Here is a 22,685-nt window from a genome sequence, read left to right as displayed (position 1 = left end):
TGAAAGCAGTTTTCAATGATCAGAAGATAGGAGTTAAAAACTGTCTACAGCATTGTTATTCTCACTATACCCTTGGTTAACAGCGATCGCACTTCCCCACCATCCCACCTCACACCAAATCCGCAAGTATATCCGTCATTGCCTTTTGCAACATAGGAGCGATTATCGTCATATTTTATCACCGTATCGGATTTCGCATGGCGGCTAAATCGCTGCGTGGCGCGGTAATTCCCGTTGTTTTTTCCAACACCCTAGTAATCGAACTATCAGTACTCACGCACAACATATCGGCTGTAGAGACGTATTTTCATGAATGCACAAGATAATAAATTTGTACAATGCGTAAGCCCTAATTACCAAATAGTATTGACGCTCGATAGTTGAATTTTACTGTCCCGACTAATCAGTGGCACTTTTAAATGCAAAGCTGTAGCGGCGATAATGCGATCGGGTAAATCTGGAACTTCTGTACGAGTAACTAAGCGTAAAGCATTGGCTATATCACGATTAAACGGAACTTCAACCAAAACAGCATCGGTTGTGTCAACAGCTGCAAGCAGACGTTCAAGCGTCAGTGGTGAAATTCGTCCTTTTTCACTCAAGTAGACAATCTCTGCCAAGGTAATGGAGGAGAAAGCGACTTGATTGCCATCAGATGCTATTTCAGCGATTGCATTCTGAGCAGTTATTGAAAGTCGGCGATCGCCAAAAATGTACCATATTATTGCATGGGTATCCACTACAGCACGCAGCATTAAATGTCATCCCTTGGAAAGTTAGCCCATTCTTCAGTCCGAATTACATCAATTTCAGATGCGGAAGGTGCTTGCCCCAAATCACTACATAAACCCCACAAAGATTTACGCTCTTGTGGCGGATTATCCATTAACTCGTGTTCTATATCAGGAGCAATTTGCTGAATTAAGCGCACTTTATCCACCACTGAAAGCTGCTTTGCTAGGTTGAGAACTTCCTGTAGACTCACAACTTTTTTCCTACTTCACTTATTGAAAATTCTAGCAGTGGAAAGGGCTACTGCACTTCTTGGAGGCTTCAAGAACTTTTCTCAATCACTGTTCCTACCAAACAAGCTCTATCGAGATTAACTCCGCTTAAATTTGCCCCGTCTAACTCAGCACACAGCAAGTTTGCTCCTGTTAAATTCGCTCCCGCTAAATTCGCAGAGCGCAAGTCAGCTTCTTCTAGATTTGCTTGACTCAACAACGCACCTTGCAAATCTGCGCGGCTTAAGTCTGCACCTTTAAGATTTGCGCCGGTGAGGTTCGCACCTCTTAAATCAGCACCGCGCAAGTCAACACCTTGCAAGTTGACATTCATCAAATTGCTACCACTTAAGAAAGCACCCGCTAAAGAAACGTCGCTGAGTGCGGCTCCCATCAAATTAGCACCGCGCAAGTTGCTACCGCGCAAATCAGCACCCGTCAAATCTGCTTGCATCAAGTTTGCTCCCATCAAATTCGCTCGCAAGTCAGTTTGCACAAGGATGGCTCCCATTAAGTTAGCTCCCTCTAAATGCCCACCTTCGAGTTTAGAATTAGCCAAATTTGTGCCGACAAGGTTGGCGCCAGCAAGATTGATGCGGCTTAAATCTAATCTAGTAAGTTCCTCGTCTTCTAAATCTGCCCCTGGAAGTTGTTTGAGTTTTCCCGATCGCAATGCTTCAATATTCATAAGTTAAGTTATATCAAGCTGGTAAATATACGCACACGCCCTCACCCTAGAAGGGTGGGGCTATACTAACGAAGCCTGCCTCCGCAGGCTAGGACTGTTAAGGCTGCGGAGTCAGCCTTTGTATATGTAGCCGTACCCTTCTAGGGTGTCGGTTACTATACGATGAACCAAGGCTGCGGAGGCAGCCTTTGTACGTGTAGCCACACCCTTCTAGGGTGTCGGTTACAAATATAAAATGGTTCAATATTCATTTTTCATAACCGCAGTTTTCATTTCGCTATCTAGTCTCGCATCAAGTAACCACATACCAGCACTAACTTTAGGTGTCATCAAAGGTAATTCGATTCCTTGTTGCAAGCCCATAACTAACAAAGCTAGGGTATCTATTAGTTTAGGGTCAAAGCGCGTCGATTGTTGCTGTCTGCACTCTTCTAAAGCTTGAGCAAATATTTCTTCGCGAGTCAATTGAGATGCTTGTTTCTGGTTGACTCGACACTGAAAGTTTGCTACCAACGCTAAAATCCGCGATTCTAAAGGAATTTCATCGCCAGATAAGCTGGCTGGTTCACCTGTACCATCCCACCATTCGCTTTGATGAGTAATGATTTGTGCTACTGCTCGCAGTCGTGGCATAGTTCGCAATACCTGCGCTCCTGGTACTAAAGGACAACTTAAACGACTGCTAGGTGCTTCTTCGTGGTAACGTGTAGATGTACCGGGTGTGAGAATGCTTTCTGCTTTTTGTAATGGATCTATGCGATGCAGCAAACCGGCAAGGCGCAATCTTTTCACTTGCCATGCGGGAAGATCCAATACTTGAGCGATCGCCTCACAAAGCACTACTACTTCTGCTGCTGCCATTGGATTCTTGACATCAGCCATATCCATCAGTTGTGCCATCCGCAAAAATGCTTGGATTTCGTTGGAAACCAAGTTGCGATCCAAAATTTGTTTATTTGGCGCTGTGGGTGTAGATAAATTCTCTTGCCCAGTCTGAAGATAATCTACCACACGCGAGACTACTGCACTCAAGTTTTCTGGTGTCGCAAGGCTAGGCTGAATTGTCTGTTTATGTGCTTTGAGTTTGTTCGCTAATTCTAAATTGTATGGTTCGATGTGGGCGATCGCTATTTCTGCTGTTTGATGCACTAACTCTGGCTCAAATGTCCACAACCCATAAAATTTCCGCTCTAAGTCAGATGTAGGTATTCCTGCCGTCCCATAATCAGCTTCAGATAGCTCTTGACAAAGTACCATCGCTGTGTATTTTGGTGAGAGAATAATTAAATGCCATTCTTGGGCAACTGGATCGCTAGTATCTAACGCTAGTAAGTCTACATTGTCAAGTTCGCTGGTGGGATGTTCGGCAAAACCTGCATCTGGGGCAGCCATGATGACGATTTGGCGGGATTTATTGGCAATATCTGCATAGCGATCGGCTTCTTGCAAATACCATTTTCCCTGTTGGAAGGCTGTAATTACTAAAGGTTTAGTGTCATCGCTTAAAATGTGGTCTTCGAGAGCATGACACAGTGACACCAGCGTATTTTTATAATACACCCCAAAGCGAATTGGTCTAGTAGTGTGACGGTGGGCAGTTTCTAATTGTTGGAGTATTGAGCCTTCTAACATGGAGTTTAGTGAAACGAACCGCAAACAGCGTTGATTAAGAAATTTGAAATTAGCGCTTATGAATATTTAGTTTACTGTTTAAGGTATGAATTATGCTATATCGGAAAGTGGTAATATCTAATACTAAAATTCAGCCGACGCGCCGAGAGTTATCAAAGAAGCTTTTTGTGCTGATGTTAAACCATAAGCCTTTGTGATGTTCATACCTTCGTAAAGTCTAGGAGTACTCAAGGTTTTGAGGCATTTGCCTGTTTTGATATCCCATAGTTTTATTGTCTGGTCTTGGGAACCGCTGGCAAGTGTTTTGCCTTGAGGACTAAAGATGACTGAAGATACTACATGAGTATGTTCGTGGTAAGTGTACAAGCATTCACCTGTAGTCACATCCCACAGCTTAATTGTATGGTCTGCACTGCCACTAACTAAGAATTTTCCACAGGGACTGAAGGCAACGGAAGTTACCCAGTTGGTATGTCCCAAGCAAATTCTCAGGCATTTTCCTGTAATGATATCCCACAGCCTGACTGTAGTTTCGGCACTGCCACTTGCCAGAGTATGACCATCCGGACTACATGCGACTGAGAAGACATAATTGCTGTGTCCATTAAACGTCATAACCTCTAAGCCGTTTTTGACATTCCAAAGTTTGACTGAGGTATCTATACTACCGCTGACTAAGTTGTTACCATCAGGGCTGAATGCTACTGAAAACACTCCTCCGCTGTGTCCCAAAAGAGTTTTCAACTCTAGACCACTGCTGATATCCCAAAGCTTAATTGAACTGTCAAAACTGCCACTAGCTAAGGTTTTGTTATCGGGACTGAATGCTACTGAATGCACCCAGTTAGTATGTCCTTGGAAAGTATGCAAACATTCGCACTTGTTGACATCCCATAGCTTCACAGAAGCGTCAAAACTTCCACTTGCCACGGTTTTGCCGTCATAACTGAATGCCACGGAAAATACTTGAGAACTATGACCGGACAAAGTATTCAGGCATTCACCGATATTGACATCCCACAGCCTTACTGCTTGGTCGGAACTACCGCTAACTAATTTTAGCTCCTCTGGACTGAAGGACAAAGAATATATTATATTACAATATCCGCTAGAGGTTCTCAGGCAGATGCCGCTATCAATAGACCATAACCTCATCGTTTGGTCGATGCTGCCACTAGCTACTGTGTGTCCATCTGGGCTGAAAGCGACTGAGTGAATACTATTAATGTGTCCGGTGCAAGTTTTCAAGCAAGTACTGGTGCTGACATCCCACAACCTCACTGTTTTGTCCGCACTGCCACTAACTAACGTTCTACCATCAGGACTAAAAGCTACAGAAAAGACTCCGTTAGTGTGTCCGGTGCAAGTTCTAATTTCTTTGCCTGTGGTAATATCCCAAAGCTTGATAGTAGTGTCTAAACTGCCACTTGCGACCTGTTGACTATCAGGACTGAAAGCTACAGAAAATACTGCGTTAGTGTGTCCGGTGCAAGTTCTAATTTCTTTGCCGGTGGTAATATCCCAAAGCTTGATAGTGCTATCTAAACTGCCACTTCCAACTTGTTTGCCATCAAAGCTGAAAGCTAGGGAAAATACCTGATTGCTATGTCCTTGACAAGTATATCGGCAAAGACCTGTACTGACATCCCAAAGCTTTACTATGTTATCTAAACCACCGCTAGCTAAAATTGACCCATCCGGACTAAAGTCTACTGAAGACACTCCCAAATCGTGTCCGGTGCAAGTTCTGATTTCTTTGCCTGTGGTAATATCCCAAAGTTTCACTAAAGAGTCAACACTACCGCTAGCAAGGATGTTACCTTGAGGACTAAAAGCGACTGAAAATATTTGATTGGTGTGTCCTTCAAAGGTAAGAAGATGTTTGCCTGTTTGCACTTGCCACAAGCGAATGTTAGCATCGGCACAACCTGTAGCTAACAGTTTACCATCGGGACTAAAGGCTACAGACATCACGTTAACCAAAATTTCCGAAAAAACGGATTTGGTTAAGTCTGAATAAGCAAAATTGACATTATGCAATTTGATATTTTCTAGATTCGCTTGCCAAACTCTGAGATGGGAAAAGTCATAATTATTTAAATCTATTTTTAATTGACGCAGAATATTAATGATATTCCCGCTAATATATCCTGTTTCTATAGACGATTCATTTCTCAGTTTTGCTAGAAGTTGTTTGAAACAGCTTTCAATATTTTTGGCATCACCGAAGCTAGCGAGTAATTTTTCAATTAATGGTTGCAATATCAGGAAAATTTGGCTATCTCGGATATAATCTTTAGCGGTTGCTTGAATCAAAGCATGACTTTTAAATAATTCAATTTTGGTGTCAGTAATTTCTTGGCAAATACGCTCAATTAATTGAGTGGTCATGTACTCCATGACGACAGGCTGCTGGGTAAATTCAGCGCCATTTTTTTCAATCAACGATCGCCGTTGTAAAGATGCGATCGCCTGTATAATTTCCGAATGCGGTAGATTGGCAATAAAATCATCTTGCAATTTAGTCAAAGTTATTGGCTCTCTATTAATGCAGATCCAATACATGATATCTTGTTCTAATTTGCTCAATCGATGAAATTGTCTATCTAATAAATCGCGGATATCATCAAAAATGAATGTACCTTGATTTAAAAATCGTAAGAATTCGGAAATATTACTCTCAAAAAAATCTCTAATTGCCGCAGCCACAATCTTTAATGCCAAGGGATTTCCGGCATAATGGTCAATTAAAACTTGCCATTCTTCTTCTAAACCAATAAAAGAACCTTTAGTAAAGAAAATTTCTCTGCCTACTTCTGTGGGTAAACCAGTTAATTGCAAGCAGCGAACGGGTATTTCACCTTCTAATTTTGCTAATCCTTTCGGTTTCTCACGAGAAGTTAGGATTAAACAACTTTTGTGAGATGTTTCTGCAATACATCGCACTAACTGACCGTAACCAGAATATCCTTCTCGATAGCTACCAGTGCGATCGCCACTTTTAAGTACTGCCTCAGCATTATCTAACACTAACAAACAGCGACGTAAACGCAAGTAATTTATTAACCGTAAGATTTTACCGTCTAAGTTCCTTGGCAAGTCTATTTCCTGTTGGTCTGAGAGAAATTGAATCATTTCTGTCAATATTTCTGACACTACCGGAGCATTACGGAGACTTCGCCAAATTATATACTCAAATTCATGTTGAAATTGCTGTCCCAGTTTAGCAGCAAGAGCAGTTTTACCTATGCCACCCATACCTAAAAGTACTACCAAACGGCAGTTTTCATCTATAATCCACTGCTCTAAAAGATGCGCTTCTTGAGTACGACCGTAGAAAATAGATACATCTGATGCCTCACCCCAATCTTGGTGTATATTTCGCTCAACAATCTCATTCCAGTTGAGTCCAAGAATTAAGCAATAAGCTTTAAAAGCTGCGGAATTAATTGGTAGTTTTCCTGCTAAAAAGCGTTTCCAAGTTCCTTGAGAAATCCCTTCAGCAAAAAAACCTTCTTCTTGCCAATCTGTACCTAAAATTTTACTTGCTTCCTCAAGCCATCTCGGATCGTCAATTGTCCAACCCTTTTCTTTTCTTGCTTGTTTAATTCTAGCTATACCCCATAAAGATGCTTTGAGAGTAGACATAATGGCAAATCTGGGCTTTTGCAGCGATATATATATAACCTATCACCACCGAGTTTACTATTTACGCAAAAAGTTGATTTTTCAGATCACCCTCGTTGATCCAAAACCGATCTAGAAAAATTCAAGTCAAATAAGCCATCTTGGAAAAGTAGAAAGTCAAGTTGATTAGGACTTACGCAAAAACAAACAACGCTCCTCTCAACTTCTGTGTTCTCTATGCCCTCCGCGTCTACGTTTTTCCGTGACTTGTGCGTAAGTCCTGTTGGTGAATTTAGCTTTGACGCACATTTCCCACTTGGCTGACATCTAAGCTGCATAATAATTCTTAACAACTAGCAAAAATATGAAAAAGATTGGACTTCTAACAGTTTTTGGATTACTTTTTGTATCACCGAGTGTTGTCATTGCTGACAATGCTCCTTTAGGCAACTTGAATTTGACGCAGATACAAGAAACACAACAAAGCCAGCTTAATTGTAACAAAGGACAAGCGATCGGAGATTTAAAAGCTCCGGGTAGAAAAAAAAGAATAGCAAATGGTACGTGCTGTGCGTATGTAGGTAATGTGTGTATTACGGTATGTAGCAATTCAAATGGTTGCACGGGTAATGGAGATTGCGTAGTTAAAACAACACCAACTCGCAAGTGAAACTACTAAGAAAGCAAATGCATTAGGTAAGAGAGCAAGGCTATGAAAAGAATATTACGTATCTTCGCAATTTTTGTGGCAACGATTGCTATTTTTGTGGTAGCAAATTTTGCAGTCGGCAACATGCACGTTTTGCCAGTACAAGCGCAGGATGTGATCGAAAATGCTACGCAAAGACAAGACTCGCCATCTGAATCGGATGTTTTGCGTACAGTTCCCAGTGGCGCGGTAGAAAAACCAACAGATAATACCCAACTGAGTGGTGAACCGCCAATTCAGGCACAAAATGCCGATTTAGCTTGTAATAACGCTAACTTTACATCTTCAATTGCAGGTGGATTTTTGTCCAACAATCCATATATTAGGACAGACAGAACACCCAATAATAATTCAGCTTTCACAGAAGACTGTCTTAATTCTGCTACGAATGGAGAGTGTTGGGGTAAACCTCGCTATAAATATACCATTGGATGGAACAATATCAAGGAATGGCGGGGGAAAGCTTGCGCTAAATCTGTGCAAAATGACTTCAACAATCACGTAATTTCTTATCAAAGCTCATCTAATTCATCTTGCCCAATTGGAGGACAAAATTATTGTCAAATATATGAGGGTCCTAGAGTTCGTTTTGAAGTTAAAAAACACAATGACCCAGAAAATAAGTGGCAAGCAATAGAAAAGGATGGAAAGTTAGCTTCCTACGAGATTCCTGCAAACCAAACGAATAGTTATACTTGGGCGTGGAAGACTTCTCAACCTAGCGACTTTCGTTTGGCAGTTAGATATGCCAAGCCTTACGATGAATTCGATTTTATGATGGATAAGTAGACGTTCATAAACCCGGTTTCTCTAAGAAACCGGGTTTATTCTCAGAAAAGAGTTTATGAAACTCCAGCCAACTGTTTTTCTTTGCTTTCTATTGGTGCAGAAAGTGCTTCTTCTAAGTCAGCGCAACCGAGTTTCTCTTCGAGGATTTTCATGACTTCGCGTCCGAAGTCGTTGGGGTTTTGTTGCCAAGCTTGCAAGCAGACTTCACCAAAGAAGGAACCGAGGGGTTCGGGGTTCCATAATAATTTCTTGGCTGTCCAGGGCATCAAGCTCATTGGATTGTATCCTGGTTTGAGGATGCCTTCTTTAAAAGCGTATTCTTCTAAGTGGGTATGCGGTTGCAATCCAATAAAGAAAATAGCAGGTTCAACTTTATCAGCGCCAAATATTCTTTCTAATTCGCGGTGGTAAGCGATCGTTTGGCGAATAGTTTCGGGACGTTCGTCAATGACGTTAAATGAATAATTGACGGAAACTAAGTCGTTGAAACCAGCTGCTTTTAAATCGCGGCAGTTTTGTAAGACGGTTCGCAGATTATACCCCATCCGCATTTTTCTGACAAGTTCTTGGGAACCGCTGGTGATACCGATTTCAAAGTAGTTCATCCCGGTTTTTGCCATCAATTCACACAACTCTGGTGTCAGGTTGTCTGCTCTGATGTATGCTGCCCAATGGATATCTGTCATTCCAGAATCGACGATTTTCTGTAAAAGTTCGACAGCATCATTGATAAATCTTCGTGCGGGGATGAATTGGGCATCGGTAAACCAGAAGTTGCGAATGCCGCGATCGTATAATTGACGCATCTCGGCGACAACTTCATCCGCTGGATTGATGCGTACTTGTTTGCCTTCAACGACAGTGTAAACGCAATAACAGCAGTTGTGAGGACATCCGCGCTTGGTTTGCACACCGATGTAGAAGTCTTCTTCTTGCAGATAGTAGTTGAAGTCAGACCAGATGCTTTCTATATAATCGTAGTTACAAGCGCTTTTTTCTAACGGGGTGGGTTGTTCGTGAATTAAGCGATCGCGTGGTTGAGTTTCTCCCACCACATAACAGCGTTCATCCCGGAACTCTTTACCACTTAAAAGTTTTTCCAAGAGAGTTTCGCCTTCACCTACAGATATAATTGTTTGTTTAGGCAAGCTTTTACCCAACTGTTCGTAAAAGACACTGACTGCACCACCACCAACAATCGCACGGGCTTGAGAATTATATTTTTGAGCGCGTTTTAAACCGCGTTTGATTAATCCCAAGTTTCGCCACAACTCTACATAATAGGCGATGAAGATTCGCAAACCGCCTAATGCGCCGCGTAATTTGATAAAAGGATTCTTCGCGTAGTAAAATTCAAAGGCGTTTTGTAGCGGATTTCCACCACGTCCACCGACTGGGGCGTAAATTTGAATATCCCGCCAAGAAAATACTAACAGTGTCGGTTTAAATTCATCGATACACCTATCAAGAGCAGAGTAATAATCTAAAGGTGGCACCGTTCCCAAATCGAAAATGCGCTGTTCGATATTGGGAAATAGCTTGTGAACGTGATCCGCAAGATAAACTACCCCAATGGGAAAAATGGGGTTACAAGGAAGGCGAACGTAGAGAATTCGGTTTTCCATCATCGGTGTTTTAACTTTCATCTTGCCATTATTCAGGGAGAAAAAAAGAGAAATATTTCAGTTTCAAGTGTCTTGGATGTGGTTTTTCTTTATTTATCACTTCTCGTGCTTGACATTTGCGCCGATGATTGATACCAGTAAAGAGCGATGTAACATCTGTGGCAATAGCGCTTATCACTTTGCTTTTACAGATGTATGGTTTTTATAGATGAGTTTTATGAAAGCAATTTCCATATAACTTTACGATAACACCGAGTTTATCTATTAAGCGATCGCCTGCGGTGTGTTAGTCGCTTACTAAGTGAATCCAAAAAATTCCCTCCCCAGGTATAGGAAAAATAAGGGAATCTCCGCTATTGGTGGTCGCTACTTATATCAAGCAAGTTATAGATGCTTCACCAAAGAGTAAAATCTGAAAAAGATTGATGCTTAATCTACAATTTCCCAAAAGGCAGAAAATTTAACAATGTTTTCATAGAGTTGACATAACTTATGATAGAAATTATCAAGAAAAGTTCAGTTGGTATTCGCAGTTACAGCATATGGGGATCAGTCGATGCTAGCTTTGCTGGTGTAATATAAAATTGTGGCGTAAAGCTTTTTAGCAGTTATGGCTCAAATATTAGATTCTTTACCACCAGAGCAATCAGGGAAAATTCTCTGCTGCTACGTTAATGCCACGAGCAAAATACAGGTGGCTCGCATTTCAGATATTCCCAGCTGGTACTTTGAACGGGTGGTTTTTCCCGGACAACGATTAGTTTTTGAAGCACCAAAAGTTGCTCACCTAGAGATTCATACGGGCATGATGGCAAGCGCAATTTTATCGGATACAATTCCATGCGATCGCCTCGCCCTAGACGAACCTAGTACTAATGAGTTTAGTACAGACTCAGAAACAGGAATAGATCCAATCAATAAAAAAAAGTTGATGCAGACAATTAATACAAAAATCGGCGATACAACACAATCCTTTAAAATGGCTGGTGCGAATATCCGTTGATTAAAAAAAACAATTTAGCTCAATAAAGAGGGTTGCTGGACTCAGCAGCCCTGTTTTGTTTATTAGTCATTGCGGAATGGGGAAGGGGGAGACAAGGGGGCAAGGGGACAAGGAGACAAGGGGGACAAGGGGGACAAGGGGGACAATTTCTTTCTATTACCTATTACCTATTACCTATTACCTATTCCCGATGCCCAATGCCCCATGCCCTACTTTCATCTACAATCCTTAATATGGATCTGCCTTCTTTCGTTTGGTTGTGGAAAATAGCAGCTTGGTCAATGGGGTTGTCGCTATTGGCTTATTTGTTGCTTGCGGTAACTGGGGTTTTGATGTTTCAGATGAGAACTTCTCGGCATCTGTCTTTTATGTCGGCGTTTGGGGGGGAAAATCAAAAAGTGCGCGATCTCCACTTTATCATCGGTTGCTGCATGGTAAGTTTAGTGATGCTGCTGTTGGCGATCGGTATTGTTGGCACTTTCGGTCATTTTGGTTCCTTAGGACACTCCTCACACTTATTAGCCGGTTTAATAGTCGTAGCATTAGTTTTAGTATCTGCTTTTAGTGCCACCCAAATTAGCGCTAGAAAATCTTGGGCTAGACCTTTACACATCGGGACAAATATTATTTTATTTATCGGCTTTGCTTGGGTATCCTTAACCGGTTGGATTGTAGTTCAAAAGTATTTACCGTAATCGTTTGACTTTCTAGCTGAATCGTTTCGTTAGTATGTAATAAAAGCAAGCGATCGCTATTTCAGCCGTGACAGCATCAACTGATACCTCAACTTTCATTTTTCGTCTTTCTCCCTTAATTCGCATCGCCCTGTTAAGCCTCTACATAGCCCTCACAGCGCCATTACCTTTTTTATCTCAAGCGACAGCCTCACCCATACCCCCAGCACTATTGTGGGTAGGAATCAGCATCGGTTTTCTTGCTTTGTATGCAGTCTTAACCGAAAGAGTAATTTTAGACGACCAAGGAATTCAAGTTACTTACCCCGTTTGGGTTCCGCGCTTCTTTCGTAAAGGTTGGTCTTTACCTTGGTCGCAAGTCAAAGAATTAAAACCTCGTACCACAGGGCAAGGAGGTTTAGTTTATTACTTCCTCAGTCAAGACGGCAAAGCTTATTTACTACCGATGCGCGTGGCAGGATTTGCCCAATTAGTCCGCCAAGTGCAAGCAAAAACTGGCATTGACACCACAGATGTCTACCCTCTAGCACAACCCTGGATGTACGTAGCTTTACTTGTATCTACATTCTTCTTACTATTAGTTGATGCTTGGACTATTACCACAGCTTTAACATTGGGTAACTTAAATTAAATTTTCTTAACCTTTGCGCCTTTGCGCTACGCCAGGTGCTACAACGGGGGGAACCCCCGCAACGCACTGGCTCCTCTGCGTGAGATAAAAAAATTAATACCTACCGAATTTGCACTTGGATAATCCCAAACTAAAGCTAGAGCAAGTAAATCTATTTGCCAAACTGAAAACCCTTAAAAGCAACCAACAAGGATATCCTATATTACAAGATATTTCCTTTGAGGTTAGCAAGGACGAATTTCTCGCTATTATCGGGCTGACTGGTGCTGGCAAAACTTCATTATTACGCCTGATCAACCGCCTTGATGAACCGAGTAGCGGTAAAATCTATCTTGAGAATCAGGAATATCGGCAAATTCCCATCTTAGAGTTACGCGCTAATGTGACACTCGTACCGCAAGAAACCAAATTATTGGGAATGACAGTGACAGAAGCGTTAGCTTACCCGTTAGTTTTGCGTGGTTTAGCCAAACAGACAATTCAGCAACGTGTCAGTTACTGGATAGAACAACTGCACATTCCCAATGATTGGTTAGGAAAAACTGAGGTACAACTTTCGGCAGGACAAAGACAATTAATAGCGATCGCTCGTGCTTTAGTTATCCAACCAAAAATCTTATTATTAGACGAGCCAACATCTTCTTTAGACATTGGCACAGCAGAGCGTCTAATGCAAGTCTTAAAACTAACTCAAAATCATCAAACCACCATTTTCATGGTAAATCACCAATTAGAGTTAGCTCAGATGTCTTGTACCCGCTTATTACACCTCCAGCAAGGTCGCTTGTTAGCAAATCAAAAAGCCGTGGAAGTAGACTGGGTTAACTTACGTTCTTGCTTAACACAAGCACAAACTCAACTAGATGAAGAATGGGGTTAATTGTTAGTTGTTAGTTGGAGGGTTGTTACCGATTACCAATTACCAATTACCCATTACCCAGTAACCACCTCTCCTTCTGAAACTTGACTGCTAAGAGTTGAACGTTGATTAGTAAATCTCTCTTTCGCTAACTTTGCTTGTGATTGTGGCGGGTTGGCGTTTATAATTTCCATGTTAAAGCGATATCCGACATTGCGGATAGTTTGAATCAAACTGGGTTGTCGAGGATCGAGTTCAACTTTTTTCCGTAATGATAAAACGTGAGTATCAATAGTACGTGGGTTATCAATAGCATCGGGCCAAGCACGACGTAGCAATTCTGTCCTACTTAAAGGCACTCCGCCTGCTTGCGCCAAAACATACAGTAAACTGAACTCTTGCGGTGTTAAATCGATAAATTCGCCTTGAAAGCGAACCCGGCGCTGCACTAAATCGATTTGGATAGAGCCATAATCGAGATAAGCTGGCGCTACAGGTGCGCGTCTGCGGCGAATTAGTGCCTCTACCCGCGCTAGAAACTCTTGCATCCCAAAAGGTTTGCTGAGATAATCATCAGCCCCAGCTTTCAAACCAGCGACGATATCAGCTTCATTAGTCCGGGCAGATAGCATTAAAATTAAAGGTTGTTGCTGACGGTGCAACCAACGGCAAAACTCAATGCCATCGCCATCAGGCAAATCAGCATCAAGAATAATTAGTGTTGGTTGTTGGCTGATAAAAACTTCCCTTGCTTGATAAATACTGGCGGCTTGATGCACGCGATACTCTAGTTGTTGCAAGTGCCAACCCAGCAACGACCTCAGATGGGGATTTCCCTCAATGATTTCAATACAAACCGATCCCACGGTGGCAATACCCCTTAGCGTCGATGACTTTCAAAGTAACAAAGCCAATGTCTAAGGTTTTGTAGCCCTTGTTACCTCCATTGCGATTAGCATAACTTTTTCTAATAAAAAAGTTGACAAGTAGGTAATTTATGCCTTGGCAAAGGTGAATTGGTAATCTTCTTAAATTTTTGTTAGAATTCCGGGAAAGTAAAATCTCATAAGTTAAACATCTTGCTTTCACGCTGGTTGCTATTGACAAACTCTCATCTCACAAAATAAGCTAATCCTTACCAAAGCTATGTTTCAGCATAAATATGAATAAATATTCCATTTGGCAGATGAAATAAATGCTTACACCCCTCAGTCAAGTCGAACTACTTTGAGAGAAAATCATAAGAATACTAAACTGGCAATCCCATTCCGCTTTTTCTGGAATAGGATCTAGTTAGACTGTAGCCAATAGGTAGTGATCCCCAAAGTAGAGTTATCATCTTCAATTTGATGGCAACCTGAAAGTATGACTTCACATTTGCATGTGAATCATTTACAATTTTCATTCTTAAGAGATTTCTATCCTCTGTTATGCTTCAAGACACACAAACCATTCGCTACTACCAAAGACTTACCGACGCCTTCGTCGAGCTATGGAATCGCGGTTATCGGACGGATGATATGCGGATGTATTTGGATGGATATCTAGCCGCCCTGCGACATAGTAACACTATTGAACCTTATTTGATTCATCGTTTAGAAGAGGAAGCCAGCCGCTACTTGTACGATGGATCAAACTTTGTCATGACCCAACCAGAGCCAGAGACACAACGACAACACGATTACTACTAATGCCCTTTTAGAGTTAATCGTTAGTAACCGTTAATCAACGCTGATAATTATAACATATTATCGGCATTGGTCAATGGGCAATATTGGTCTGACCAGGCACAAATTGTATAAAAAATATTCCTTCAGCGTTGTGTGGTTAGCCCAAACAAAGCTGAAGGAATTTTAGAACAAGCGCTCCGGGCGCAAAGCGCCCGCATAAAGGCGATCGCACATCAAAAAGCGTCTCTTCTCCTGTCACCAGACGCTGCGCTCTTTTAGAGGCACGCGGCGCGGCGCGATCGCCTCATACGCATCACACATAGCTTCATACGTTTTGGTTTACGAAGCTAAAGCAACTTCCACCATTTGCTGCAATTCGCCTTTTTGGTACAATTCAATCAAAATATCGGAACCGCCGACAAATTGACCATCAATATAGACTTGGGGAATTGTGGGCCAATTAGAATATTCTTTAATTCCCTGACGGATTTCTGGGTCAGCGAGAATGTCAAGCGTCTCAAAGGGAACTCCCAAGGTATTGAGAATCTGTACAACATTGTTGGAGAAACCGCACTGAGGCATCAACTTGGTTCCCTTCATGAAAACCATAATCTTGTTTTGGCTTACCAAGTTGTCAATTTTATCTTTAACTTCTGGTGTCATGTTCTTTCGGTTTCCTATTATGGTTTCAAGAGTGAGGAGTTACGAAGCGGCTGTTGTCTGCCAAGACTCAGGAGTATAGGTTTTGAGTGCTAAGGCATGAATTGAATCATTTGACATAGCTTGCTGCAAAGCGCGATAAATTAACTGATGTTGTTGCACCAGCCCCTTGCCTGCAAAATGCGATGAAACTACAGTGACTTGATAGTGGTCTCCTCCACCAGTCAAGTCTTGCACCTGAACTTGGGCATCTGGCAGTTCCGCCTTGATCATTGCTTCAACTTGCTGCGGACTAATCATCGCCATTCCTGAAAAACTTCTGTTTCTATTATTAACAACAAATACCTGTCGCTTACCTTTGCCAACATAAGATTTTAGCAATGGTTAGCACACGCCCAAAGCGATCGCCCACTTTTTGAGAACGCCATGTCATGGCACATAACCCCATCCTAGCATTGGGGGTTCAGGAGGGGGCAAGGAGAGAAAAGAATAATCAACGAAAAAAGAGTTTTTATTTCTTTGGGGAAGAGGAACTATTACCAGTGCGGGGAGAGGGCGAAGAAGAACTACTACCAGTGCGAGGATAAGGAGAATCCACAAAACCTAACTCTAATAACTGCTGGTAAGCCTTCTTACCTAATTCTCGCGTTGGGTTTTGAGAGCGAATAATCTGAACCAACAAAGGCACAGCTAATTCAGGTTGATTTTGCGCCCGATGTACCAGCGCTAGCTGATAGGTAGATTCATCTCGCATTTGAGCAGTTTCTAACGCCTTTTTTCGCAGGGAATCAGAAATTCTGTTATCAATTCCCGAAAAGCTAGAATTCAAGTCTTGATAAAAATTAGATAGCTGGTTAAAAACCTGACGTGCTTCCTGGAGTTTCTTCGCAGCAGTAGCATAGTTTTGAGAACCAACTGCACTACTTGCCTCACTCATCAGACGCTTGCCCCCCTCAATGCTTAAAAGAGTACCATTTGGTGCAGTGGGACGGAGATTGTTCGGGTCATCAGGGTTGATCGGTTGTGCTTGGTTAGGATTGCTTGGTAACTTGATTACCTGAGCATTCACAGGTGATAGCAAGCTGAGGGCTGCTAGCAATGATAAACAACTGAAGCGAATTAAGGGAATTGCAGCAAAGTTCATTATTATAAATTGGCGCGACAATTACACACAATAAGTATGGAAACTTCGGGTATCTTAACTCTGTTTTGGTCTCTGATAAAAGCAAAGCTACATACTAAGTTTCTTTGTTTTAGACTAAACATTGGTGTAATCGAGTTCCCGCACGCCACCGTACAGGGGACAAGGGGAGGGGGGCAAGGGGGAAATATTTCTTCTTTCTCATCCTTTTTCCTTTAGCGCCACATGCTTCAAGTCTGGCGACCGAACGCAGTGGGGACCCTTTTCCCTTTCCCCCCTCCTCAAATTGCCCAATGCCCGAATTCATAACACATGACTAAGAATTAGGAACTTCAGCAAATCTGTGATTAATCATCTCTGAAGAGTGATGGCTTAATTGTTGCAGCATCTTTGCTAAATCAACTGTCAGGCGTTTAGCATCTTGTTTCACGCAACCATGAGTGTAATCTGCTACTGATAGCGGGGAACCAATATGGATGCTAACATCCGTACCCCAGTTCGGATAAGGTTGGCTGTAATTAATATTGATCGGGACAATTTTCACCCCCAGTCCTGGATGACTAGATTCAGCACTCAAAGCCAAACGTGCAATTCCTGGCTTTAATGGGTGAACTTCACCATCACGATAAATCCCACCTTCGGGAAAAATAACCAAGGTTTTTCCTTGCTGGAGTAGTTCAACACCGTGCCGCAAAGTGCTAATTGACGGGCGTTTAGGATCTACAGGAAACCCACCTAAGCGTCGAACGAACCACCCTTGAAACCCTTGACATTCACTGATTGTTACCATGAAACGCAAATCTCGACCTGCCACACAGCAACTAGCAGCGTAGGGTACTAGCAATGCATCCCAACGCGCTCGATGGGTGGGAGCGAGGATTATTGGACCCGTCGTAGGCATATGTTCTTCGCCGACGATCCTGATTTGGCGAAAGAAAAACGGTAAAAGGAAATGACGCCCTAACACATACGCCAAGGGAGTTAACCAAGGAGAAACTTGAGAGGTCGTAGGAGCCAATTTAGCAATTGTTTGTGAATTGGCAGATGTTTTCTGGCAAGTATTAGCAAAAGTGTGAAGTTCCATCATCACGGTGGCTGCTGATTGTCGGGTCAATTGTGATTAAAGCTATGTTAGATACACCGTAGATTCTCTTTTTTGATTTGTGTCACACCTACCGGACAGTTTTACCTCTGTCCGTTAGATTTTGCTACTTCGGCGCACTTCAAACCAGGTTTGCAACTGTTGACGACTCTTAAATTCTTCAATGCCTGCGATTACACGCAAGCGGTGATTAGAAGCGGCGCTATCAGGTATGTTGGCAACGGTACGGATTGAGCCAGTTTTTGGATCGTCCACGCTATAGACAAGAAGTCCTAAACGTGCTTGCACAATAGCACCGGCACACATCGGGCAAGGTTCTAAAGTTACGTAGAGAGTGCATTCGTTGAGACGCCAGCTTTGCAAGATTTTTGCAGCTGACCTAATGGCGATAATTTCTGCATGAGCTGTGGGGTCTTTGTCGCGTTCTTTTCGATTTTCACCCCCTGCAATAAAATTGCCAAATGAATCAATTATAACAGCGCCTACGGGAACTTCTCCCGCATTACCTGCAGCTTGTGCAAATTCTAGGGCATGAGTCATCCATTGTCTATGTATAAGATATTCTGAGTATTTAGTTAACATATTCTTATTTAAAGGGATTGGGAATGGGGAATGGGTAATGGGTAATGGGTAATGGGGAATGGGTAATGGGTAATGGGTAAGAGAAAAGAATTATTACCAATTCTCAATTCCCAATTCCCAATTACCTATTACCAATTCTCAATTCCCAATTCCCAATTACCTATTACCAATTCTCAATTCCCAATTAGCAATTGCCCAATCCTTAAACAGTTACTTGGGTGAGAAGAGAGTCAAGTTGACCTTGGGTATCTAGCTGATAAATGTCATCACAACCGCCAATGTGCTGGTTATTGATGAAAATCTGCGGTACGCTACGGCGTCCGTTGGCACGTTCAGCCATTTTCGCTCTGGCTGCTTCGTCACCGTCGATTTTGTATTCGGTGAAGTTGACACCTTTCCACCACAGCAGCATCTTGGCACGGATGCAATAAGGGCAAGTTTGCCAAGTGTAAATTTCCACGTTTGCCTTAACTCGTTCTGGGTGGCGACCTAAAAGGGGGTTGAGAAAGTTCAGCATATTTTGGTTTTATGGATTTTGGTAATTTTTTCTAGCTTAACTATTAGAAGAGTGAAAAAATATTTGCAGAAAAAGCCGCTAATTACTAATCGCGTTTTGCTTGACAAACGCGCAAAAGTAGATTTCCACCACGTTGAAATTCATAAGGTACTTGCTTGATTTCAACTACATATCCTTGCTTTTGTAATTCACTCAGCACTGGATGTAGTAAAGGGGAGGGTTCTCCGGAGATGTTTAATAGAGGGAAAATTCTGGCTTCTTTGGCGACTCGACACATTTCGGCGATCGCCTCTATATGAAATTCTGCGGAAAATAGGTCAGAATAGGTAAACAAAAAATGAGAACACAACGCCAATTCAAACTGATTTGCCTGAAATGGTAACACAGGCAAACCATCGGTTAAATAGCGTTTTTCCTCCAGTCCGGTGGGAAAATCTTCTAAAAACTGATGCATTGCAGCCATGCGAATCTCGCCTAACTTTGCGGGAGATTCAATTTCTATCCAAAGGTAGTTGTGTTGATTGTTCTCAATTCCATTCATAATCAACGAATAGGTCTGTTGAATGCGTTTAGCAATCTCGCTGACGGAGAACTGATAAATTGGATCGCAAGAAACTACTTGATATCCTTGACTATTCATTTCGGCGTTGAAGCTGGCAGGACCTCCAGCACAATCAATAATTTTTAAGTTGAGGTCAGAACCTTTCAGGTGAAACATTCTGACATATTCCGTCATCGAACGTCCCCAAGGGACGACTTTTTCAAGTTTTAAACCCACGGGTGTTTTTACCTCTTGATAAAAATGATTTTATGATTTCAAAATTCATTACTGATAAGATTATCAGTAAATCAAGAAAGATTTCGCTCTTACTATACTTAAAATCATACGTAATATAAATATTTGTGATTAAATGTTATCTCGCTTGTAAATTTGTGAATGTGCAGCTTTGATATTTATAAAGCGGTTTTCGATTTCACAAAAATACTTAGTAACAGAAATTGGCGATCGCCAATTGCTGATGTCACCAACACCCAAAAGATAAGTAGCCCCAAGTGCCAATTATGACAGGTATAAAAACAGTTAGCAGCAAAACTTAACACAGAAGCAAGTCAAGACTATTTTCCAGGTGTATCCGCCCTTTGGTAGACTTGAAAACTGAAATCATTGATAAAACTACGCAAAGTCTGTGGAAAATACACTTGGTTTAGAAATTATTGAAGTTGTTGAACAAGCGGCGATCGCCTCGGCACGCTGGATGGGCAAGGGCGAAAAAAACACCGCTGACCAAGTGGCTGTAGAAGCCATGCGGGAACGGATGAACAAAATTTACATGCGCGGTCGCATCGTTATCGGCGAAGGCGAACGCGATGATGCCCCAATGCTGTACATCGGCGAAGAAGTAGGTATCTGCTCTCGTGAAGATGCCAAAGACTTCTGTAACCCAGATGAATTAGTAGAAATTGATATCGCCGTTGACCCCTGCGAAGGTACTAACTTGGTAGCTTACGGACAACCCGGTTCGATGGCTGTCTTGGCAATTTCCCAAAAAGGTGGATTATTTGCTGCGCCTGACTTCTACATGAAGAAACTAGCAGCACCTCCAGCCGCAAAGGGCAAAGTAGACATCAACAAGTCAGCAACGGAAAATCTGAAGATTCTCTCCGAGTGTCTAGACCGCTCTATTGAAGAACTTGTGGTAGTAGTCATGAAGCGCGAACGCCACAACGATTTGATTAAAGAAATCCGCGATGCCGGCGCGAGAGTGCAACTAATTTCCGATGGTGACGTGGGTGCAGCGGTATCCTGTGGTTTTGCCGGCACTAACATTCATTGTCTAATGGGTATTGGCGCGGCTCCTGAAGGTGTAATATCCGCCGCTGCAATGCGTGCTATGGGTGGACACTTTCAAGGTCAATTGATCTACGATCCAGAAGTAGTGAAAACAGGTTTGATTGGTGAAAGCAAACAAGCTAACATCGAGCGGTTGAATTCTATGAATATCACTGACATCGATAAAGTCTACGATGCTCATGAACTGGCATCTGGTGAAACTGTGCTGTTCGCTGCTTGCGGTATCACAAGTGGTAACTTAATGCAAGGTGTTCGCTTCTTCCACGGCGGGGCAAGAACTCAAAGCCTAGTTATTTCCAACCAGTCAAAAACTGCTCGTTTTGTGGATACGATTCACATGTCTGGCGATTCTAAGGTTGTGCAACTGCACTAGATAATGGGGAATGGGGAATGGGGAATGGGTAATAGGTAATGGGTAATGGGTAATGGGGAAAGAATTATTACCAATTCGCAATTACCTATTACCAATTCGCAATTACCAATTCCCAATTACCAATGCCCAATTCTCAATTCCCAATTCCCAATTCCCAATCCCGATTTAGCAATTACGATTTAACATATGCATATAGCAGTGGTGGGGTTAAGCCATAAGACAGCCCCAGTAGAAGTCCGGGAAAAGCTGAGTATTCCAGAACCACAAACTGAAAGCGCGATCGCTCACTTAGCTAGCTATCCTCATATTCAAGAAGTCGCAATCCTCAGCACTTGTAACCGCCTAGAAATTTACATCGTTACCCCAGAAACCGAACAGGGTATTCGAGAAGTTACTCAGTTTCTTTCTGAATACAGCAAGTTGCCTGCTGCATCTCTGCGACAACACTTGTTTATGTTGCTGCACCAAGATGCGGTGATGCATCTGATGCGGGTGTCAGCAGGTTTAGATAGTCTGGTACTGGGAGAAGGGCAAATTCTGGCTCAGGTAAAGCATACTCACAAACTGGGACAGCAATACAACGGTATTAAAACAATTTTGAATCGATTATTTAAACAAGCGCTGACAGCAGGCAAGCGGGTTCGCACTGAAACTAGTATTGGTACTGGTGCAGTCTCTATCAGTTCAGCGGCTGTAGAACTAGCACAAATGAAAGTGCAAAATTTAGCGGCTTGTCGAGTAGCAATTCTCGGTGCTGGCAAAATGTCGCGGTTACTTGTGCAACACTTGATATCAAAAGGTGCTGCGAAAATTTGCATTTTAAATCGCTCTATCGAACGTGCCGCAGAACTAGCGCGGCAGTATCCCGACCAAAATATTCAAACTCATCCAATGTCGGCAATGATATCAGTGATTGCCGAAAGTGATTTAGTGTTTACAAGTACTTCTGCGACAGAGCCGATACTTGACCGCGCTAAATTAGAAATGGTTTTAGCGCCGAACCAACCTTTAATGTTATTTGATATTTCCGTACCTCGTAACGTCCATGCGGACGTGAATGAGGTGGAAAACGTACAAGCCTTCAATGTGGATGATTTGAAGGCGGTGGTGGCGCAAAACTACGAAAGCCGTCGCAAGATGGCGCAGGAGGCAGAGGGTTTACTAGACGAAGAAGTGGAAGCTTTTGATATTTGGTGGCGCAGTTTAGAAACTGTCACAACCATCAGCTGTCTGCGGAATAAAATCGAAACCATTCGCGAACAAGAATTAGAAAAAGCTTTATCGCGATTGGGTTCAGAATTCGGCGACAAACATCAAGAAATCATCGAGGCTCTAACACGAGGAATTGTTAATAAAATTTTACACGACCCGATGGTGCAGTTACGCGCTCAACAAGATGTTGACGCCAGACGCCGTTGTATGCAAACTCTGCAAATGTTGTTTAATTTAGATGCAGGTGAGCAGTTTAGTTAAACCGATTTGAGATTTTGGATGGAAAATTTTAAATAGAAATGAATCCAAAATCA

The 22,685-nt window shown here is 42.3% G+C and carries 27 protein-coding genes; 11 read left to right on the top strand and 16 right to left on the bottom strand.

What is annotated here, in order from left to right; all coding sequences use genetic code 11:
• Positions 1 to 44 precede the first annotated feature (44 nt).
• The 6 genes from PI95_RS35590 to PI95_RS05010 all read right to left on the bottom strand — a co-directional run bounded on the left by PI95_RS35590 (position 45) and on the right by PI95_RS05010 (position 6,972).
• The gene (locus PI95_RS35590; protein ID WP_236116936.1) at positions 45 to 182 is read right to left on the bottom strand and encodes a hypothetical protein; all 138 of its coding nucleotides are present in this window, start codon (positions 180 to 182) and stop codon (positions 45 to 47) included.
• A gap of 171 nt (positions 183 to 353) precedes the next feature.
• Positions 354 to 755: a type II toxin-antitoxin system VapC family toxin gene (locus PI95_RS05030; RefSeq protein WP_039743800.1), complete on the bottom strand. Its 402-nt coding sequence runs from the start codon at positions 753 to 755 to the stop codon at positions 354 to 356.
• Positions 755 to 985 carry a hypothetical protein gene (locus tag PI95_RS05025; RefSeq protein ID WP_039743798.1) on the bottom strand — a complete coding sequence of 77 codons (231 nt, stop codon included), beginning with the start codon at positions 983 to 985 and terminating at the stop codon, positions 755 to 757. Before PI95_RS05025 ends, PI95_RS05030 begins: the two co-directional genes overlap by 1 nt.
• Positions 986 to 1,053: 68 nt before the next feature.
• Positions 1,054 to 1,692, bottom strand: a complete 639-nt coding sequence (locus PI95_RS05020) for a pentapeptide repeat-containing protein (protein WP_039743796.1) — start codon at positions 1,690 to 1,692, stop codon at positions 1,054 to 1,056.
• 240 nt (positions 1,693 to 1,932) lie between these two features.
• On the bottom strand, positions 1,933 to 3,324 hold the full coding sequence (locus PI95_RS05015; RefSeq protein ID WP_039743794.1) for a DICT sensory domain-containing protein: 1,392 nt from the start codon (positions 3,322 to 3,324) through the stop codon (positions 1,933 to 1,935).
• A gap of 123 nt (positions 3,325 to 3,447) precedes the next feature.
• A complete protein-coding gene (locus PI95_RS05010; protein ID WP_039743792.1) occupies positions 3,448 to 6,972 on the bottom strand; it encodes a WD40 domain-containing protein in 3,525 nt (1,174 codons plus the stop codon).
• A 343-nt stretch (positions 6,973 to 7,315) separates the two neighbouring features.
• Between PI95_RS05010 and PI95_RS05005 the strand changes: the two genes are divergently transcribed.
• On the top strand, positions 7,316 to 7,621 hold the full coding sequence (locus PI95_RS05005; protein WP_039743790.1) for a hypothetical protein: 306 nt from the start codon (positions 7,316 to 7,318) through the stop codon (positions 7,619 to 7,621).
• 42 nt (positions 7,622 to 7,663) lie between these two features.
• Positions 7,664 to 8,449 (top strand): hypothetical protein, encoded by a 786-nt coding sequence (locus PI95_RS05000; RefSeq protein ID WP_039743789.1) that lies wholly within the window; start codon positions 7,664 to 7,666, stop codon positions 8,447 to 8,449.
• A 53-nt stretch (positions 8,450 to 8,502) separates the two neighbouring features.
• Here the strand turns inward: PI95_RS05000 and PI95_RS04995 are convergent, their stop codons facing one another.
• Complete coding sequence (locus PI95_RS04995) at positions 8,503 to 10,095, bottom strand: photosystem II high light acclimation radical SAM protein (RefSeq protein WP_039743787.1); 1,593 nt, start codon at positions 10,093 to 10,095, stop codon at positions 8,503 to 8,505.
• Positions 10,096 to 10,684: 589 nt separating this feature from the next.
• Here PI95_RS04995 and PI95_RS04990 point away from each other — a divergent pair.
• The 4 genes from PI95_RS04990 (at position 10,685) to PI95_RS04975 (ending at position 13,283) form a co-directional block, all read left to right on the top strand.
• On the top strand, positions 10,685 to 11,077 hold the full coding sequence (locus PI95_RS04990; protein WP_039743785.1) for a DUF1830 domain-containing protein: 393 nt from the start codon (positions 10,685 to 10,687) through the stop codon (positions 11,075 to 11,077).
• 233 nt (positions 11,078 to 11,310) lie between these two features.
• Positions 11,311 to 11,772, top strand: a complete 462-nt coding sequence (locus PI95_RS04985) for a DUF4079 domain-containing protein (protein ID WP_039743783.1) — start codon at positions 11,311 to 11,313, stop codon at positions 11,770 to 11,772.
• A 67-nt stretch (positions 11,773 to 11,839) separates the two neighbouring features.
• Complete coding sequence (locus tag PI95_RS04980) at positions 11,840 to 12,403, top strand: hypothetical protein (protein WP_039743781.1); 564 nt, start codon at positions 11,840 to 11,842, stop codon at positions 12,401 to 12,403.
• Positions 12,404 to 12,518: 115 nt separating this feature from the next.
• Positions 12,519 to 13,283: an ABC transporter ATP-binding protein gene (locus PI95_RS04975; protein ID WP_052324901.1), complete on the top strand. Its 765-nt coding sequence runs from the start codon at positions 12,519 to 12,521 to the stop codon at positions 13,281 to 13,283.
• Positions 13,284 to 13,336: 53 nt separating this feature from the next.
• On the opposite strand, the gene PI95_RS04970 is transcribed toward PI95_RS04975, so the two are convergent.
• On the bottom strand, positions 13,337 to 14,128 hold the full coding sequence (locus PI95_RS04970; RefSeq protein WP_039743778.1) for a response regulator: 792 nt from the start codon (positions 14,126 to 14,128) through the stop codon (positions 13,337 to 13,339).
• A gap of 564 nt (positions 14,129 to 14,692) precedes the next feature.
• On the opposite strand from PI95_RS04970, the gene PI95_RS04965 reads away from it, so the two are divergent.
• Positions 14,693 to 14,953, top strand: a complete 261-nt coding sequence (locus PI95_RS04965; protein WP_039743776.1) for a DUF6761 family protein — start codon at positions 14,693 to 14,695, stop codon at positions 14,951 to 14,953.
• A 318-nt stretch (positions 14,954 to 15,271) separates the two neighbouring features.
• Here the strand turns inward: PI95_RS04965 and grxD are convergent, their stop codons facing one another.
• The 5 genes from grxD to PI95_RS04940 form a co-directional block, all read right to left on the bottom strand.
• Complete coding sequence (gene grxD, locus PI95_RS04960; RefSeq protein WP_039743774.1) at positions 15,272 to 15,595, bottom strand: Grx4 family monothiol glutaredoxin; 324 nt, start codon at positions 15,593 to 15,595, stop codon at positions 15,272 to 15,274.
• 39 nt (positions 15,596 to 15,634) lie between these two features.
• Positions 15,635 to 15,892, bottom strand: coding sequence for a BolA family protein (locus PI95_RS04955; protein ID WP_039744177.1), 258 nt, complete (start codon positions 15,890 to 15,892; stop codon positions 15,635 to 15,637).
• Positions 15,893 to 16,103: 211 nt separating this feature from the next.
• On the bottom strand, positions 16,104 to 16,736 hold the full coding sequence (locus PI95_RS04950) for a hypothetical protein (protein ID WP_201280297.1): 633 nt from the start codon (positions 16,734 to 16,736) through the stop codon (positions 16,104 to 16,106).
• A 313-nt stretch (positions 16,737 to 17,049) separates the two neighbouring features.
• Positions 17,050 to 17,820 (bottom strand): lysophospholipid acyltransferase family protein, encoded by a 771-nt coding sequence (locus tag PI95_RS04945; protein ID WP_373695679.1) that lies wholly within the window; start codon positions 17,818 to 17,820, stop codon positions 17,050 to 17,052.
• Between the two features lie 111 nt (positions 17,821 to 17,931).
• Positions 17,932 to 18,417, bottom strand: coding sequence for a nucleoside deaminase (locus PI95_RS04940; RefSeq protein ID WP_163518622.1), 486 nt, complete (start codon positions 18,415 to 18,417; stop codon positions 17,932 to 17,934).
• A 72-nt stretch (positions 18,418 to 18,489) separates the two neighbouring features.
• Here PI95_RS04940 and PI95_RS35585 point away from each other — a divergent pair, with 72 nt between their 5' ends.
• Complete coding sequence (locus PI95_RS35585) at positions 18,490 to 18,639, top strand: alpha/beta hydrolase (RefSeq protein ID WP_236116935.1); 150 nt, start codon at positions 18,490 to 18,492, stop codon at positions 18,637 to 18,639.
• Here the strand turns inward: PI95_RS35585 and grxC are convergent.
• The 3 genes from grxC to PI95_RS04925 form a co-directional block, all read right to left on the bottom strand.
• On the bottom strand, positions 18,620 to 18,934 hold the full coding sequence (grxC, locus tag PI95_RS04935; protein ID WP_039743769.1) for a glutaredoxin 3: 315 nt from the start codon (positions 18,932 to 18,934) through the stop codon (positions 18,620 to 18,622). The genes PI95_RS35585 and grxC overlap by 20 nt on opposite strands.
• An 85-nt stretch (positions 18,935 to 19,019) precedes the next feature.
• Positions 19,020 to 19,712: an SAM-dependent methyltransferase gene (locus PI95_RS04930; protein ID WP_039743767.1), complete on the bottom strand. Its 693-nt coding sequence runs from the start codon at positions 19,710 to 19,712 to the stop codon at positions 19,020 to 19,022.
• Between the two features lie 129 nt (positions 19,713 to 19,841).
• Positions 19,842 to 19,994 (bottom strand): hypothetical protein, encoded by a 153-nt coding sequence (locus tag PI95_RS04925; protein WP_163518621.1) that lies wholly within the window; start codon positions 19,992 to 19,994, stop codon positions 19,842 to 19,844.
• A gap of 127 nt (positions 19,995 to 20,121) precedes the next feature.
• Between PI95_RS04925 and glpX the strand changes: the two genes are divergently transcribed.
• The 3 genes from glpX to PI95_RS04910 are packed head-to-tail and all read left to right on the top strand — an operon-like array spanning position 20,122 to position 22,632.
• Positions 20,122 to 21,159 (top strand): class II fructose-bisphosphatase, encoded by a 1,038-nt coding sequence (gene glpX, locus PI95_RS04920; RefSeq protein ID WP_039743766.1) that lies wholly within the window; start codon positions 20,122 to 20,124, stop codon positions 21,157 to 21,159.
• Positions 21,160 to 21,204: 45 nt separating this feature from the next.
• Positions 21,205 to 21,342 carry an alpha/beta hydrolase gene (locus tag PI95_RS04915; RefSeq protein ID WP_163518620.1) on the top strand — a complete coding sequence of 46 codons (138 nt, stop codon included), beginning with the start codon at positions 21,205 to 21,207 and terminating at the stop codon, positions 21,340 to 21,342.
• Between the two features lie 3 nt (positions 21,343 to 21,345).
• Positions 21,346 to 22,632 (top strand): glutamyl-tRNA reductase, encoded by a 1,287-nt coding sequence (locus PI95_RS04910; RefSeq protein ID WP_039743764.1) that lies wholly within the window; start codon positions 21,346 to 21,348, stop codon positions 22,630 to 22,632.
• The last annotated feature ends 53 nt before the right edge of the window (positions 22,633 to 22,685 follow it).

Origin of the sequence: Hassallia byssoidea VB512170, assembly GCF_000817785.2 — a bacterium.
In the GTDB taxonomy this organism is placed as follows: Bacteria; Cyanobacteriota; Cyanobacteriia; order Cyanobacteriales; family Nostocaceae; genus Hassallia; species Hassallia carrinoi.
Note: the sequence above shows the minus strand (reverse complement) of the source record. Positions and strands in the feature narration are given on the sequence as shown.

What these genes read in the sequence shown, in the direction of transcription:
- PI95_RS05030 (WP_039743800.1), bottom strand. Translation starts at nt 755, where the DNA reads ATGCTGCGTGCTGTAGTGGATACCCATGCAATAATATGGTACATTTTT.
- PI95_RS05020 (WP_039743796.1), bottom strand. Translation starts at nt 1,692, where the DNA reads ATGAATATTGAAGCATTGCGATCGGGAAAACTCAAACAACTTCCAGGG.
- PI95_RS05015 (WP_039743794.1), bottom strand. Translation starts at nt 3,324, where the DNA reads ATGTTAGAAGGCTCAATACTCCAACAATTAGAAACTGCCCACCGTCAC.
- PI95_RS05010 (WP_039743792.1), bottom strand. Translation starts at nt 6,972, where the DNA reads ATGTCTACTCTCAAAGCATCTTTATGGGGTATAGCTAGAATTAAACAA.
- PI95_RS05005 (WP_039743790.1), top strand. Translation starts at nt 7,316, where the DNA reads ATGAAAAAGATTGGACTTCTAACAGTTTTTGGATTACTTTTTGTATCA.
- PI95_RS05000 (WP_039743789.1), top strand. Translation starts at nt 7,664, where the DNA reads ATGAAAAGAATATTACGTATCTTCGCAATTTTTGTGGCAACGATTGCT.
- PI95_RS04995 (WP_039743787.1), bottom strand. Translation starts at nt 10,095, where the DNA reads ATGAAAGTTAAAACACCGATGATGGAAAACCGAATTCTCTACGTTCGC.
- PI95_RS04990 (WP_039743785.1), top strand. Translation starts at nt 10,685, where the DNA reads ATGGCTCAAATATTAGATTCTTTACCACCAGAGCAATCAGGGAAAATT.
- PI95_RS04985 (WP_039743783.1), top strand. Translation starts at nt 11,311, where the DNA reads ATGGATCTGCCTTCTTTCGTTTGGTTGTGGAAAATAGCAGCTTGGTCA.
- PI95_RS04965 (WP_039743776.1), top strand. Translation starts at nt 14,693, where the DNA reads ATGCTTCAAGACACACAAACCATTCGCTACTACCAAAGACTTACCGAC.
- grxD (WP_039743774.1), bottom strand. Translation starts at nt 15,595, where the DNA reads ATGACACCAGAAGTTAAAGATAAAATTGACAACTTGGTAAGCCAAAAC.
- PI95_RS04955 (WP_039744177.1), bottom strand. Translation starts at nt 15,892, where the DNA reads ATGATTAGTCCGCAGCAAGTTGAAGCAATGATCAAGGCGGAACTGCCA.
- PI95_RS04950 (WP_201280297.1), bottom strand. Translation starts at nt 16,736, where the DNA reads ATGAACTTTGCTGCAATTCCCTTAATTCGCTTCAGTTGTTTATCATTG.
- PI95_RS04945 (WP_373695679.1), bottom strand. Translation starts at nt 17,820, where the DNA reads ATGATGGAACTTCACACTTTTGCTAATACTTGCCAGAAAACATCTGCC.
- PI95_RS04940 (WP_163518622.1), bottom strand. Translation starts at nt 18,417, where the DNA reads ATGTTAACTAAATACTCAGAATATCTTATACATAGACAATGGATGACT.
- PI95_RS35585 (WP_236116935.1), top strand. Translation starts at nt 18,490, where the DNA reads ATGGGTAAGAGAAAAGAATTATTACCAATTCTCAATTCCCAATTCCCA.
- grxC (WP_039743769.1), bottom strand. Translation starts at nt 18,934, where the DNA reads ATGCTGAACTTTCTCAACCCCCTTTTAGGTCGCCACCCAGAACGAGTT.
- PI95_RS04915 (WP_163518620.1), top strand. Translation starts at nt 21,205, where the DNA reads ATGGGTAATGGGGAAAGAATTATTACCAATTCGCAATTACCTATTACC.
- PI95_RS04910 (WP_039743764.1), top strand. Translation starts at nt 21,346, where the DNA reads ATGCATATAGCAGTGGTGGGGTTAAGCCATAAGACAGCCCCAGTAGAA.